Below are 14410 nucleotides of genomic sequence, written 5' to 3'. Positions count from 1 at the left end.
ATTATCTCTCCATAGCAACTATTCCACTTCTTACAACTTCAAGTGGATTAAACTTTTCCATTACTTTAATAAAATTAATAATTCTATCACTTGAATCTGTTGCAGAAACTATAATTGCTTCATCTGTAACATTTTGAATAGATCCATGATAAGCTCTTGCTATTACATCTATATCTGATAAGTTATTATCAATTGAGAACTTCATTAAAACTGTATCTTTTTCAATAACATTTCTATGCTCATTTACCTTTAATACTGGAATCAATTTGTTTAATTGCTTAACAATTTGATCAATTACCCTTTTATCTCCAGTTGTAACTATTGTCATTCTTGAGTATTGGCTCTCAGCCATTGGAGCAACCGTTAAAGAATCAATATTATAACCACGAGCTGAGAAGAGTCCTACAATTCTTGATAGAACGTTATGTTCATTTAATACAACAACAGAGATAACTTGTCTTATTGTTTCACTATTATAATAGTTGTTAAAATTACTCATTATCTATCTCCTTTTAATAAAGTCATCTCATTTAAAGAGTGTCCATTTGGAACCATTGGTAAAACCTCTTCATTTCTAGCAACAATTACCTCTATAACTGCTGGTTTTCTTTGCTCAACTGCATCTTTTAATGCTTTTTCAAACTCATCTTTTGTTGAAACTGTATATCCTAAACAGTGAAATGATTCAGCAAGAGTTTTAAATATTGGTTGATTTGTTAAATCAGTTTGCGCTAATCTATTATCATAAAACATTGTTTGCCACTGTCTTACCATTCCAAGGTAGTTATTATTTAAAATAATATTAATAACAGGAAGTTTATACTCACTACAAGTCATTAACTCTTGAATGTTCATTAAAATAGAGCCATCTCCTGTAAAGTTTACAACTACTCTATTTGTATCTTTAAATGCTCTTGCAACTCCAAGTGCAGCTGGAAGACCAAACCCCATTGTTCCTAATCCACCACTTGTTATCCACTGTCTTGGATGTGAAAATGGAAAGAATTGCGCAGTCCACATTTGATGTTGTCCAACATCTGTTGAAATAATTGCATTATCTCCTAAAACTTTTCCAACTTTTTCAATAACCCATTGAGGTTTAATTAACTCATCTGTATCAAAATATCTTAAGGGCTCTTTTTCTCTATAATCTTTTAATAATTCAACCCAATTTGAAAAATCATTAAATTCATAATTTTCACACTCTTCAAGCATTGCCTTTACAGTTAATCTCAAATCACCAACTATTGGATAATCAGCAACCACAAGTTTTGCAATACTTGTTGGATCAATATCTATATGAATTACTTTTGCTTTACTTGCAAACTCATCTAATCTTCCAGTTACTCTATCATCAAATCTAGCTCCCAAAGATATTAATAAATCTGTCTCATAAGCTGCCATATTTGCAGCATACTCTCCATGCATTCCAAGCATTCCAAAGAAAAGTGGATTTTCATCACCCATAACTCCTCTTGCCATTAAAGTTTCAACAGCAGGAATATTTAGTTTTTTTGCTAAATCTCTAATCTCATATCCACAATTTGATAAAACTGCTCCACCACCTATGTATAAAAGAGGTTTTTTTGCATTTGAAATAGCCTCCATAGCTTTTTTTAACTGTCTTTTATTGTAGTTAATTGTTGGCTTATAAGTTGGCATATTAACTTCAGTAGGATATTCAAACTCACCAATTTGTGCAGTTATATCTTTTGGTATATCAACATGAACAGGACCTGGTCTTCCTGTTTTTGCTAAATGAAACGCCTCTTTAAGTATTCTTGGTAAATCCTCTATTTTATTTACCAAATAGTTATGCTTTGTGCAAGGTCTTGAGATACCAACAGCATCTATTTCTTGAAAACCATCAGTTCCAATAATTGTTGTTGGAACCTGACCTGAGATTATAACCAATGGAATTGAATCCATATAAGCATCTGCAATTCCAGTTATTGCATTTGTAAATCCAGGTCCTGAAGTAACTATTGCAACTCCAACTTTTCCTGTACTTCTTGCATAACCCTCAGCAGCAATCACACAAGCTTGTTCATGTCTATTTAAAATATGTTCAAAATAATTTTGTTTATAAATTTCATCGTAGACGTTCATAATGGCACCACCTGGGTATCCAAAAACAACTTCTACCCCTTCTTGATGTAATGATTCTATAACCATTCTTGCGCCATTTATTTTCATCTCATACTCCATAATCTTAAAAATTAAGTGAATATTTTACCCAAAGTAGCATTAAAGTATCTAATTTTAAAGAACTAATTATGTTTTTTAAGTCAAAAAATATATATTAATTAAAATATGATATAATAGATGCACAAAATGTTTCTAGGAGACACAAATATGGATATAAATGCTATAAATAATACAAACAGTATTCAAAACTTAAACAACTTAAATAGTAATCAAAATATAGCTTTAGAGAAGTCTCAACTAAAGTATAGCGTAGAAGATTTTCAAAGTAGTGAATCAACTAGTTTAGCTGTAAGTAAAAGCTCAATAATAAGAAGTGAATTTTCTCAAGATATACAATCTACAAATGAGACTATAGCAAAAACAAAGATAGCAGAATCATCTATGAACAATCTTCAAGATTTTTTAAAAAACATAGACCAAAAATTACAAAATAGCGAAAATCTTCAAAATAAAAATGATTTAAAGCAAGAGATAAATCAAGAGTTAAGAGATTTTAATCAATTGGCTTTTAGTACAAAATATAAAGATGAAAATCTAATTGCAAGTAGATATAGCGATGATCAAGACTCTATAACTCTTAGTGCAAATGGAAGCTTATACTCAATTACTAAACCAAACATAGCAAACTTTACAAATAATATTTTTGATGCAATAAATAATAGTGATTTAAATAATCCAGAAAACTTACAAAAAGCTATTAAATCAGTTGAAGAAACAGCAGCTCAAATTGGAAATATTGCAAATGAGTTTGAAAATTTTTCAAAACAACTAATAGAAGATGTAAGAAATAGAATTGATGAGCAAAGATACAATAACAATGTTATTGATTTTGGAAGAGAGTCAAGTGATTTTACAAAAGCTAATATAAATATAAATGCTGGTTATTTAGCTGCTTCTCAAGCAAATATAGTTCAAGAGCAAAGTGTAAGGCTACTATCTTAAGCCTTACTTTGATTAAGTGCAAAATTTATTGCAACACCCTCTCTTAGCCCATCATCCAAAACTATAGAGCTCTTTTTTTCTAAAGCTTCAAAAAATATTTTATAGATATAAGTTCCAACTTCAAGATATTCAACTCTACCTTTTCCAGCTATTTTTATCAAATCTTCAAAAGATGTCTCTTTTAGTAAAGTTAAGCTATCTTCCAAATCTTCTATTTGCAAAACTGTTCCATTTACAATATTTTTATCATAATTAAAATAACTAAATCCAAGTTTTATAGCTGCTATTGTTGTAGGAGTTCCTGCTGTTGCAACAAAGAAATAAGATTCTAAATCTATTCCTAAATTAGCTATAAACTCTTTTATCTCTTCTTTTTTGTTTTTTAACTCCAAATCCAATAGTTGTTTATTCTTTTTTGTTTTTTGAGTCATTGTAACTATTCCAAAATCAAAACTTTTTGTAAGAAAATCATCTTTATTTGATATTACAAGCTCTGTTGAGCCACCACCAATATCCAAAAGTATAAACTTTTCATTTGGAATATTCTCTCTTTTTAAAGCGTACTTTATAGCTAAAAAAGTGAGTCTAGCCTCTTCATATTCATCTATTATTGTAAAGTTAACACCACCATTTCTTCTAAAAAACTCTAAAACTTCTTGAGAGTTTTTTGCTTTTCTCATTGCTGCTGTTGTAACACAAATAGCATCTTTTGGTTCAAACTTTAATTTCTCTTTAGCAATTTTTAGTGCTTCTATAACTCTTTCTTGAGCCTCTTGACTAATAACTTGTGTATTTATTAATCCATCTGCTAAACCAACAACTTGATGATACTCATCTAATATTTTAAAATTTTCACAATCAAACTTTAAAACTCTAAAAGAGTTTGATCCTAAATCAATAGTAATAATCTCTTTTTTCATAAATGTTTTATCTTAATTTTAGAGTTTAAAAGATATCCAATAACTACCATTAAAAAAAGAACTATATACTCATTTATAAAACCTGTCAAAAAAATTAAATATACAATCCAAAGTAAAATTGCACCAAGAGGTGTTGGAACACCTATAAAATATCTCTCAACTTCACCCTCTTCAGAGTTTATATTGAATTGAATCAATCTTCTTAATCCACAAATAATATAATATATAAATACACCTGCTAATAAAGCCATATTAAACTGTTCCTCTTTGCCATCAAAGATAGCAAAATATATAAACATTGCAGGAACAATAACAAAAGATAAAAAATCAGCATAAGAGTCTAGTTGTATTCCAAATTCAGTCGAAAGATTATATTTTCTGGCAATTTTTCCATCAAATATATCAAAAGCACCTGCCAACCAAGCAAAAAGTGCAGCACCAATAAACTCATTATGAGTTAGAAAATATATAGCTATAATTCCACAAGATATATTAAAAAATGTTACTATATTTGCCAAATTAAAGTGACTATATTTATTAAACAAGAAATTCATCTCTATCCTTTTTTTATTTTGAAACTTCGAAATATTACTATAAATTTTCTCAATTTATAATTTATCTATTTTTATACTTTTTTCTGATATTATTTAAGAACCTTTTAAAAGGAGTATTTATGGAAATTTCAGATAGTTATGCAAGTGCATCTATTATATATTCCCAGCTTGCGCTAAAAAAGAGTCAATTAGCAAATATCGATAAAAATGAGTTTGAAAAATCAACATTTGAAAAATACGATAGTGCAAATGAGATATCAAAATATGATGAAAAAGATTATGAAAGAGTTTTAAATAGATTTAAAAATAGTGATAGTGAAGTAAGGAGTCATGAACAACTACACGCTAGCTTAGGAACTACAACTACTCCAATAAGCTACAACTATCAAGTGGGACCAGATGGAAAACTTTATGCTACAGGAGGAAGTGTTAGGTTTGACACCTCTATTCCTCAAGATAAAGAAGCAGCAATTCAAAAACTAGATGAGCTTAAAGATGCTTCAAGTGCACCAGATGGTTTAAGTAGAGCCGATAGTTCAATAGCTCAAGCTGCAAATTTAAATAAAATGTTAATACAATCTATGCAAGAAGGAGCAATATTATGAGAATTGATAATAATTTAGGAGCTATGATGAGCTCTGCTATTCAAATACAAGATAGTGCAAATAAAATTGCTGAAGTTGCAAATGTTGCATCTGTTCCTGAATTTCAAGAATCAACAAGAGATTTTACTTCTGCTATGCTTGAACAAATTCCTGAGATTATTGCATATAGTGCAAATGCAAAGAGTATTGAGATACAAGCAGTTGCAATGGAAAGACTACTTGATTTAAAAGCTTAGCAGTAAGAAAATAGTCTAATTTATTATTAACTTAGACTATTTTCTACTCTCTTTTTTTATATATTTTCTTAAATCATCCAACTCAAATTCATTAAAAACTTTAACTCCATTGTCTTCAAGAAGTCTTGCTGTTAAACCTTTTGCTTTAATCAATTTTTGAGAAAAAGTTCCATCATAAACTTCAATATTACCACATGATGGTGATTTTGATTTAAATAAAGCGACTTTAATACCATTTTCTATACAAATATCCAAAGCGTTTTTTGCACCAATTAAAAAATTTATTGTTACATCATTTTGTTCAATATCTAAAACTTTAAAAGGTTTATTATGACTTATAATTTCAGATTTATTTCTAGGAATTGATAAACCACCAGCAACTTCTGGACAAATTGAAAATATCTCATTTTCACACAAAATATCCATAAAAATCTCTTTTTGGCTAAATCTAAATTTAGGACTCATAGCAATACTTGAATTAAGACCATCATATCTAGTATCTTCACCTAAAAGGCAAGATGAGACTAATATTTTCATATAGTTTCATCTTCAATATTTAATTTTATATCTTTTAAATCTTTATAAAAAAATGTAGGTAATTGTATATTACTAAATGCACTTTTCATAGATACAAAAATCTTTGGATTTTGCTCTTCTAGTTTTGCTAATAGCTCTTTTGTAGCTGCTCTTGCATGAGGCATTTTTACATCAAATCTAAGCCCTGGACAAGCCTCATCTCCAATTACTCTAATCTCATTTGAAGCTGCAAATGCTCTTAATTGTCTCTCTCTACAAAATATTAGTGGTCTTATTACTTCTAAACCGTTATTTGCAGTATATTTTGGAGGCATTGTTCTCATTGTTCCATTGTAAAATAGATTCATAAAGTATGATTCCATAGCATCATCTAAATGATGACCAAGAGCCACTTTATTATAACCTTGCTCTAAAGCTGTTGTATATAAATACCCTCTTCTCATTCTTGAAAAAAATGAACAAAATGATGAGTTTTTTCTTATTTTTTCACCTGCTAAATCAAAAATTTGAGTATCTATTATTTCATGTTCTATTCCATGCTCTTTGCAGTGATTACTTAAAAATTCTATTTGTTCACCCATTCCATAAGTAATTGTTACTGCTTTAAAATCAAATTTAAAAGGGGCTTTTTTTTTCATTCTATTTAGAGTGTGAAGTAAAGTTAGTGAATCTTTTCCACCACTAAATCCAACCATTACTCTATCGCCCTCTTTTATTAACTCATACTCTGCATTTACTTTTGCTACATTTGAAGTTATTTTTTTACTTATTTCTATCAATTTATCTTATCCTAAATATTTTTTGGGATTATATCAAAAAAGTTTTAATATATTATTTTAGGAAAAGATAATATAATCTTACTTTTAAAATTTAAAACAGAAGATAGAAAAATGACAATTGAAGAACAACAAATATTTATAGATAAAATAAAAGAGACAATTTTACCAATAGCAATATACTTAGATGATGATTCTATAAAAAAAATTATTAAAAATGTAGAAGATACAAATGAAAATCTTCCAAAAGGTTTTGCAAATATGCTTTATGAACAAATAATAATTATGAAATATAACAGATTAGGATAAAGAATGAGAGATTTTATAACTTTTGATGAATCAATAGAGGTTTTAAATAGTATTAATATAGTTGAAAAATCGACTCAAAAACTATTTTTAACAAATGCTCTTGGAAGAGTTTTGGCTGAAGATATTATAGCTTTGGAAAATAGTCCAGAGTTTCCTACATCTGGAATGGATGGTTATGCTTTTAAGTTTGAAGATATAAATAGTGAACTTAAAATAATAGAAAAAAATCCAGCTGGTTATGTAGTTGAAAAAGAAGTGGTAAGTAAAACATGTATTAAGACTTTTACAGGTGCATTAATGCCAAAAGGTAGTGATACTTTAGTTCCTATTGAAAATGTTGAAGTTTTAGAAGATAGAATTAAAATAGTCAAAAGTGTTCCTAAAGGTTTTGCCGTAAGAGATGTTGGTGAGAACTACAAAAAAGATGAAGTTTTAATTAAAAAAGGAACGATTATTGGATTTAGCGAAGTTGGAGTTTTAGCATCATTAAATATTCCTCAAATAAAAGTTTATTCAAAACCTATAATTGCAGTTGCTAGTACAGGAAGTGAGATTTTAGATCTTGGAGTTGAAAAAACAAATGATTCTCAAATAAGAAGCTCAAATCACCTAACTCTTGAAGCACTTTTTACTCAATGTGGTGCTGAAGTTATTCAAAATGGTCCTGTTGATGATGATGTAGAGAATATTACAAACTTTTTTGAAACTTCTTTAAAAAAAGCTGATATTGTAGTTACTACTGGGGGAGTTAGTGTTGGAGATTATGATTTTGTTCAAGATGTTATAAAAGATAAATTAAAAGCAAAAGTTCTTTTTCATGGTGTTTTTGTAAAACCAGGAATGCATATTTTAGTTGCGATTAAAGATGAAAAAATAATTATTGCCCTTCCAGGTTTTGCATACTCTTCAACTGTTTGTGCAATTTTATATGTACTTCCTTTGATTTATAGATTAAAAAATAGTAATGAAAAACTTCCAATTGTAAAAGCAAAAATAAATCAAGATTTAAATAATCCAACAAATAAAAAGATATTTACAGCTTGTAATGTTGAGTATAAAAATGGTGAGTATATTATTGATTTTGTTGGTAAAAAATCTGGAACAAGTGCTATTTTAACAAATATGTTAGGAAGTCCTGCACTTTTGATTCAAGAAGAGAATAGTTCATTAAAAAGTGGGGATTTGGTAGATATTATTTTACTAAATAGCTTTAAATAGTGTCAAAAAATATCTTTTTCTTTCTCATAGTTGTCTCTATGATTCTATGGGGAGCTTCTTGGATTAGTACAAAAGTTTTAACAAACTATATTAATGCTTATGAAATGGTATTTTTAAGAATGGGAATATGCTTTTTATCAATGGCTCCAATAATTTTTTTCTCAAAAATGAATTACAAATTAGATTTAAAAACTTCTATTTTAATCATATTTGCCTCACTTTTTTTAGTTTTATACTCTATTTTTATGTTTTGGGGAGTTGAGCATGGAACTGGAAGTTTAGGAGGAGCTATGGTTCCTTCAATGATTCCAATCATAACATATATTTTTGTAGCAATATTAAGTAGAAAAACAATTAGTCTAAAACACTCTTTTGCTCTAATTTTAGGTGTTTATGGTGTTTTAAATATGATAAATATCTATCAATTTAATCTTGAAGAGATTTTTAGTAAAGATAATATATATTTTATAATTGCTTCAACACTATGGGCAATTATTACAATAATTACTTCAAAATCACTAAAAATAAATGCTTTTGTATTTACAACTTACACATACTTAATTTCAAGCGCTAGTCTATACTTTTTATACATAGATAGCTCAATATTTACAAAAGTTTTAGAGTTTGATTATATCTTTTGGTTTAATATGTTTGTAATTACAATTTTAAGTACAACATTTGCAACTTCAATTTACTTTTTTGGAGCAGCAAAATATGGAGCGAAAGAGGTATCTAGTTTTGTATTTTTAGTTCCTGCAAGTGCTATTATAATTGGAAATATATTTTTAAATGAGAAGATTGAATTTACAACAATTATTGGAGTAGTTTTTGCAATGATTGCAATATATATTCTAAACAATCTAAACTTTTTTAGACTGTTTAGAAAAAAGAGTTTAATTAATTTATAAACTCATTCTTTTTTACATCATATCCAAGCTCTTTGAATCTTTCAATTAAAGGTGGATGAGAGTAGTAGAAAAATATATAAAGCTTGTGAGAGTGAGGAAAACTTTTATTCTCATTTGCTAATTTTAATAAAGCATTTACCAAATCCTCTTTGCTAGATAAGTTTGATCCAAATTCATCTGCAGCGTACTCATTGTGTCTTGAAATTAGTGAGATTAAAGGCATTAAAAAAAAGCTTAAAGCTGTTGAAAATATTAAAAATATTGCAATAATTGAATATGGCTCATTATTTAATCCAAGTTTTAAAAATAACTCATCATTTAAATTTCCAAATATAGCAAAAAAAACAAACATAATAAATCCCATAATTCCAATATTTTTTAAGATGTCTTTGTTTTTAAAATGCCCCAACTCATGTCCTAAAACTGCAAGTAGTTCATTATGAGATAGTTTTTGCACTAAAGTATCAAATAAAACAACTCTTTTTGTACTTCCAAGTCCACCAAAATAAGCATTTAATCTATTATCTCTTTTGCTAGCATCAACACTAAAAACTCCACTACTTTTAAAACCAACCTCTTTTAGAAGATTCTCAATTTTTGCTTCAAGAACGCTATCTTTTAATTTCTCAAATTTATCAAACATCTTATCTCTAATTAAAGGATAAAGCATATTTATTAAAATAATAACAGCGAAAACAAATATAAATCCAAATATCCACCAAGATGGAAAATTTAAAATAATATATGAAATTCCAGCAACAACAATTGAACCAAAAACAAAAGTTAAAATAGCTGACTTTATGGTATCTTTTATATATAAAGCAGGAGTTATAGTTGAAAATCCATACTTTTTATCTAACTTAAAAGTTTTATAAATATCAAAAGGCAGAGTTAAAATCCAATTTACAATAATAAAAGCATTTATAAATAAAACAGCTTTTAATATATAAGAGTCTGTTTGAATTAATGAGTCTAAATATTTAAGACCAAAACCAATCCAAAAAATAAATATAACAAAATCAGCAAATGAACTAGAAATTGCTAATTTCTCTTTATCAACTACATAGTTTCCAGCTTCAATATAAGAGTTTTGCTCTAAAATCAAAGCTTTGTTTTTCATACTATCTTTTACAAATCCAATTTGCATAAATGATGTATAAATTGTAAAAGCAAAATATAAACAATACAAACCAATAAAAATTTCTAACACTAATTAATCCTTTAATAAATTTTATAAACTATATTCTATTTAAAATTTTCTCTAATCTCTTTTAATTTTGAGATTAAAACATCATCATTTGAAAAATATACAATATCAAGACTCTCTTTAAATGACTTTTTCGTAAAATTCATACTACCTATCATAGCCAATCTGTTATCAATAAGAATCGTTTTTAGATGCATCTTTTTTACACTATCTTTAAAAACAATATTAATATCATTTGATTTTAATAGATTATAAACTTCACTATCATCTTCTACTTTACTCTTGTCGAGTAAAACAGTGATTTTTACACCATTTTTTGAAACATATATTAAATCATTTGCTATTTTTTTATAAGAGAAGTTATACATTGCAATAAAAATATCTTTTTTTGCATTTAAAATCTCATAAGACAATCTATCTTCTAACTTTTTTGAATCTTTTGGAAGCACAAAAATATCATTTGCTACTAAAGAGCCTACAAATAAAAGTAAAAATATAATTTTTTTCATTTAACTCTCCAAAATATCAAATATATGATTTGGAATTTTTGAAGGTTTTCCATATTTTAAAAAAGCTAATCTAAATTTTGCTTCAAAAATAAGCTCACTGCCTCTATAAATCTCTTGTTTCATAATAATTGAAGCTGATTTTTTCTCAATTAGTTCTGTTTTAACTTCTAAAATATCTGCAAAAACTGCTGATTTTATCCAGTTTGCTTCACACGATTTTACTACAAAAAACTCATCTTGAGAGTGAGGAAGTAATCCTTTTTTAAAAAATAGCTCACTTCTAGCTCTTTCACAATAGTTTAAATAGTTTGCATGATAAACCATATTTCCACAATCTGTATCTTCATAATAAACTCGTATTTGCACTTTTTTGGCTCCAAATTTAGGGCTTTAGCATTTCTTAATAAGAGAAAGTGCCCATAATCGTGCCCATTTTTTCAATATTTCTTATTCTTGCTTAGTCATCTTCTTTGATAAATTTTCAAGAAAACTTTGCTTCGCAACCGATATTCGCTAGTTTTGTGTATATTGAGAGTGTAACTCAAACATTTTAATCCTGAGCATATTAGACACCCAAACAATATTTGCCAATCGGTTTATCATCTCTGAAGCAAAAGTATACTTTGAATTATACAATGGTCTCTCTTTTACAACGCTTTGTTTTATATTTTCCCTAAATATAATTCTCAGATACAGCTTTTCGTAACAAATATTATTAATGATAACCTTAAACGATGATAGAATTCATTTTGAATATTAAGCCCTAAGACGCTAGCAAATACAAAGTTCTTGAGGGCTGAGATACTTTTTGATACTTTTTGTTAATTTTTACTATTTTTATTTAATATAAATTACTAGCTAACGAACTAAAAGAAGTGATTGAGATTTTGAGTGAAAAAATCAACTATATTGAATATGATTTAAACCTCCCTTTTAAAACTCCTATAAAAGTTCATTCAAGATATACAAGAGAACAAATTTTAGCTGGTTTTGGGGTACATAGTTTTGATAAAAAATCAAGTAGCAGGGAAGGTGTTTTAGATATAAAAGAAAAAAACACTGAGCTTCTTTTTGTAACTTTGGAAAAAACTGAAGAAAAATATTCTCCAACAACTATGTATGATGATTATGCAATTAATGAAAAATTGTTTCACTGGCAATCTCAAAACTCAACAAAATTTGAATCTAGTAAAGGTCAAAGTTACATCAAACACAAAGAAAATGAAAAAAATATCGTTCTTTTTGTTAAGGAGACTAATCATGACGAAAATAAAAATGTTATGACTTATATTTGTTTAGGTAAAGTGTTTTATAAATCTCATTATGGCAGTCAACCGATGAGCATAACTTGGGAACTTGAATATGAAATTCCACCATTTTTATGGAAAAATATAGCTAAAATGTCGGTGGGGTAAAAATCTAAACTTTCAACTTTTCTTGAATACTCTTTAAAACCCCAATCAACTCCTCATAACTAGGAGCATCGCCCACTATCATACTTTTTGCCATATCTTCATAATCAGTTTTAAAACTATCATTTAATTCTAAAGTTGGAACTATTCTGATACTTGATGGTGTTGCATTTTCATAGTTAGCTTTATTGTCTTTATAAAATATTGATTTGAGTCTTACCACATCAGCTAAAAGTTCTAAATCATTTATAGCCATTTGTCCATATTCACTATGATATAGCTTTACTAAGTCATAAATGTGTCTACTCATATGATTTCGTTTTTCTATTCTTGTAGGCTCATTTCTTGAGTTTTCAGCATGAAGTATCGTAGCTTTTTCCCAAAATGTTCTATCAGGTCTTAGTATTTCAACTTCTATAGGCTCACTTTTTTCTAAAACTTGTTCAAAAAAGCTATCGATTTGTTTTTTGATAGTTGGAACTCTAGCAGATCTTACGCCCGCTTCTATTTTTACTACAGGTTTGACATAACCTCCCCCATATTCACTCTGTTCTAGTAACTGTGGATAGTGAATATACAAAGTCATCTCATCTTTTGAAATCACTTCAAATTTTAAATCAGTAATTTTTTGAAGTTCATTTTGTACCATTGGCAGTAAAACTTCATCAGTATATTTTTGACCAATATTTTTTAAATTTGCTAGCTCTTTTTCAAGTTTTTTATTTGACCAATTAGCATCTTCATTGAAGTAATCCCAAGGATTTTCAAACTCTCCATAATGCTTTTTAAGTGTATCAATAGAGTATGTCACATCAATATCTTCAGAAAATCTATCGATAAGATTAAATCCTTTAGATAATGATGTGCCACCTTTAAACAAAATGCCAGTTGAGCCATTTTCTCCAAATAAAATATGAAGCAGTACAGTTACCCACAAATCTTTTTCTACCACAACTTGAGGTAATCCTTTCTCTGTAGCTACATATGATAGTGCTGCTCTTTGTTCCTCAAGTGGTAAATCTAGCAACTCTTTAATGTATTTCATGTATCACCTCTTGTACTTTTTGTTGCACCCATAGTGGATACCCTTTTGAAGCATTTTGTAAATCTTTTATATCATTGCTATCTAATCTTTTTGCAAAATCCAAAATAAGTTTTTGGTCATTAAAAGCATCATTGCCAAGATATTCAATAGCACTTAAGATAAGACCCGCTTTTTTATCACTAGCTATTAATTTTTTTGGATTTATTCTTTTAAATACAATCTCTGTTTTTCCTACAAATTCACTTTTATGAAGTTTATCGTTAAGATAGATATATCTCATAGGAACTTGATCTGATAATCCTAACATATGCAAAGCCATAGAACCATCTGGCACCATGTGAGCATCACTTAATTTTGCAATAGCTTTTGCAATAGAACTAGGACTTGGTAACACTTCACCAAAGAGAGTGCTTTTTTGAGGTTTATAGTAAATGCCTCTTCTAAATCTTCTAATAACCCCTTGAGCAGTTAAATTTGAAAGCTCTTTTTCTATACTGTTTTTATTGGCATTGAGAAAATGAAAACTATTTGAAGCAAAAGCAACACCATCAGGCAATGAAGATATTTTTGATTTTACTCTTTGAGTGATTGGCTTGGTCATATTTTGCTCCTTCTATTTTCAATAAATTTAATTAATTTTACTGAAAATATTTAAAAATGTCAATATGTTTAATCTATCCAAAAATAAACATTTACACCAATTACAATCAGTATTAACACTACATCAACTTTCCAACTCCAGTAATTAGCAATATTATTGAAACCATAATAGCCTGATTCGCTAGTTTCATCGTCAAAATCATCTAATATACTACTCTATAGGATGTACCTCCTACCTCTACCCCTCCACCTGACATCGATAAGCCTATTGTTGGATTTATATCGTTCATTGTTTTTTCCTTTTTATAAATATTTCAAAATATATTAAATAAAAAAGATTATATTATCTTATTTCTTTAATACCCAAATATTCGATATTTCTAAAGAGTATTTTCTTAGATTTAAAACTTTAATATGATAAAAT

The 14410-nt window shown here is 28.0% G+C and carries 17 protein-coding genes and 1 pseudogene; 7 read left to right on the top strand and 11 right to left on the bottom strand.

From position 1 onward, the window contains the following. Position 1: 1 nt before the first annotated feature. Together ilvN and WC168_RS00480 are read right to left on the bottom strand one after the other, a co-directional pair. Positions 2-499, bottom strand: coding sequence for an acetolactate synthase small subunit (gene ilvN, locus WC168_RS00485; RefSeq protein ID WP_066161250.1), 498 nt, complete (start codon positions 497-499; stop codon positions 2-4). After that, complete coding sequence (locus WC168_RS00480) at positions 499-2196, bottom strand: acetolactate synthase large subunit (RefSeq protein WP_066161249.1); 1698 nt, start codon at positions 2194-2196, stop codon at positions 499-501. Before WC168_RS00480 ends, ilvN begins: the two co-directional genes overlap by 1 nt. A gap of 138 nt (positions 2197-2334) precedes the next feature. Between WC168_RS00480 and WC168_RS00475 the strand changes: the two genes are divergently transcribed. Continuing rightward, positions 2335-3150: a flagellin gene (locus WC168_RS00475; protein ID WP_279188782.1), complete on the top strand. Its 816-nt coding sequence runs from the start codon at positions 2335-2337 to the stop codon at positions 3148-3150. Here the strand turns inward: WC168_RS00475 and WC168_RS00470 are convergent. Next, entirely contained in the window at positions 3147-4070 is a 924-nt protein-coding gene (locus tag WC168_RS00470) for an exopolyphosphatase (RefSeq protein WP_066161247.1), read from the bottom strand. The two genes, WC168_RS00475 and WC168_RS00470, sit on opposite strands and share 4 nt — an antisense overlap. Then, positions 4067-4624, bottom strand: a complete 558-nt coding sequence (locus WC168_RS00465) for a phosphatidylcholine/phosphatidylserine synthase (protein ID WP_279134889.1) — start codon at positions 4622-4624, stop codon at positions 4067-4069. Before WC168_RS00465 ends, WC168_RS00470 begins: the two co-directional genes overlap by 4 nt. A 119-nt stretch (positions 4625-4743) precedes the next feature. Here WC168_RS00465 and WC168_RS00460 point away from each other — a divergent pair, with 119 nt between their 5' ends. Both WC168_RS00460 and WC168_RS00455 read left to right on the top strand, forming a co-directional pair. After that, on the top strand, positions 4744-5229 hold the full coding sequence (locus WC168_RS00460; protein WP_066354989.1) for a putative metalloprotease CJM1_0395 family protein: 486 nt from the start codon (positions 4744-4746) through the stop codon (positions 5227-5229). Next, positions 5226-5465 (top strand): hypothetical protein, encoded by a 240-nt coding sequence (locus WC168_RS00455; protein WP_066408474.1) that lies wholly within the window; start codon positions 5226-5228, stop codon positions 5463-5465. Before WC168_RS00460 ends, WC168_RS00455 begins: the two co-directional genes overlap by 4 nt. Positions 5466-5501: 36 nt before the next feature. On the opposite strand, the gene WC168_RS00450 is transcribed toward WC168_RS00455, so the two are convergent. Both WC168_RS00450 and WC168_RS00445 read right to left on the bottom strand, forming a co-directional pair. Next, complete coding sequence (locus WC168_RS00450; RefSeq protein WP_066351235.1) at positions 5502-6002, bottom strand: DUF523 domain-containing protein; 501 nt, start codon at positions 6000-6002, stop codon at positions 5502-5504. After that, positions 5999-6781, bottom strand: coding sequence for an ATP-binding protein (locus tag WC168_RS00445; protein WP_066161242.1), 783 nt, complete (start codon positions 6779-6781; stop codon positions 5999-6001). The genes WC168_RS00450 and WC168_RS00445 overlap by 4 nt, the downstream gene beginning before the upstream one ends. Before the next feature lie 111 nt (positions 6782-6892). Here WC168_RS00445 and WC168_RS00440 point away from each other — a divergent pair, with 111 nt between their 5' ends. The 3 genes from WC168_RS00440 to WC168_RS00430 are packed head-to-tail and all read left to right on the top strand — an operon-like array spanning position 6893 to position 9213. After that, positions 6893-7087 carry a hypothetical protein gene (locus WC168_RS00440; protein WP_066161241.1) on the top strand — a complete coding sequence of 65 codons (195 nt, stop codon included), beginning with the start codon at positions 6893-6895 and terminating at the stop codon, positions 7085-7087. A gap of 3 nt (positions 7088-7090) precedes the next feature. Beyond that, on the top strand, positions 7091-8305 hold the full coding sequence (locus WC168_RS00435; RefSeq protein WP_279134893.1) for a molybdopterin molybdotransferase MoeA: 1215 nt from the start codon (positions 7091-7093) through the stop codon (positions 8303-8305). Beyond that, a complete protein-coding gene (locus tag WC168_RS00430) occupies positions 8305-9213 on the top strand; it encodes a DMT family transporter (protein WP_066161239.1) in 909 nt (302 codons plus the stop codon). The genes WC168_RS00435 and WC168_RS00430 overlap by 1 nt, the downstream gene beginning before the upstream one ends. On the opposite strand, the gene WC168_RS00425 is transcribed toward WC168_RS00430, so the two are convergent. Genes WC168_RS00425 through WC168_RS00415 form a run of 3 tightly spaced genes read right to left on the bottom strand, consistent with a single transcriptional unit; the run spans position 9203 to position 11295 of the window. Continuing rightward, the gene (locus tag WC168_RS00425) at positions 9203-10423 is read right to left on the bottom strand and encodes a M48 family metallopeptidase (RefSeq protein ID WP_372616935.1); all 1221 of its coding nucleotides are present in this window, start codon (positions 10421-10423) and stop codon (positions 9203-9205) included. The two genes, WC168_RS00430 and WC168_RS00425, sit on opposite strands and share 11 nt — an antisense overlap. A gap of 35 nt (positions 10424-10458) precedes the next feature. Then, complete coding sequence (locus WC168_RS00420) at positions 10459-10929, bottom strand: phospholipase D-like domain-containing protein (protein ID WP_372616933.1); 471 nt, start codon at positions 10927-10929, stop codon at positions 10459-10461. Beyond that, on the bottom strand, positions 10930-11295 hold the full coding sequence (locus WC168_RS00415; RefSeq protein ID WP_372616931.1) for a YbgC/FadM family acyl-CoA thioesterase: 366 nt from the start codon (positions 11293-11295) through the stop codon (positions 10930-10932). It lies immediately after the preceding gene. A gap of 506 nt (positions 11296-11801) precedes the next feature. On the opposite strand from WC168_RS00415, the pseudogene WC168_RS00410 reads away from it, so the two are divergent. Beyond that, positions 11802-12344, top strand: a pseudogene (locus tag WC168_RS00410) (DUF3427 domain-containing protein); the annotation flags it as partial. Between the two features lie 4 nt (positions 12345-12348). On the opposite strand, the gene WC168_RS00405 reads toward WC168_RS00410, so the two are convergent. Together WC168_RS00405 and WC168_RS00400 are read right to left on the bottom strand one after the other, a co-directional pair. Further along, complete coding sequence (locus WC168_RS00405; protein ID WP_372616929.1) at positions 12349-13386, bottom strand: nucleotidyl transferase AbiEii/AbiGii toxin family protein; 1038 nt, start codon at positions 13384-13386, stop codon at positions 12349-12351. After that, on the bottom strand, positions 13373-13987 hold the full coding sequence (locus WC168_RS00400; protein WP_372616927.1) for a DUF6088 family protein: 615 nt from the start codon (positions 13985-13987) through the stop codon (positions 13373-13375). Before WC168_RS00400 ends, WC168_RS00405 begins: the two co-directional genes overlap by 14 nt. Positions 13988-14410 lie beyond the last annotated feature (423 nt).

This window comes from Aliarcobacter sp. (assembly GCF_041672065.1).
Taxonomy (GTDB): Bacteria; Campylobacterota; Campylobacteria; order Campylobacterales; family Arcobacteraceae; genus Aliarcobacter; species Aliarcobacter skirrowii.
Note: the sequence above shows the minus strand (reverse complement) of the source record. Positions and strands in the feature narration are given on the sequence as shown.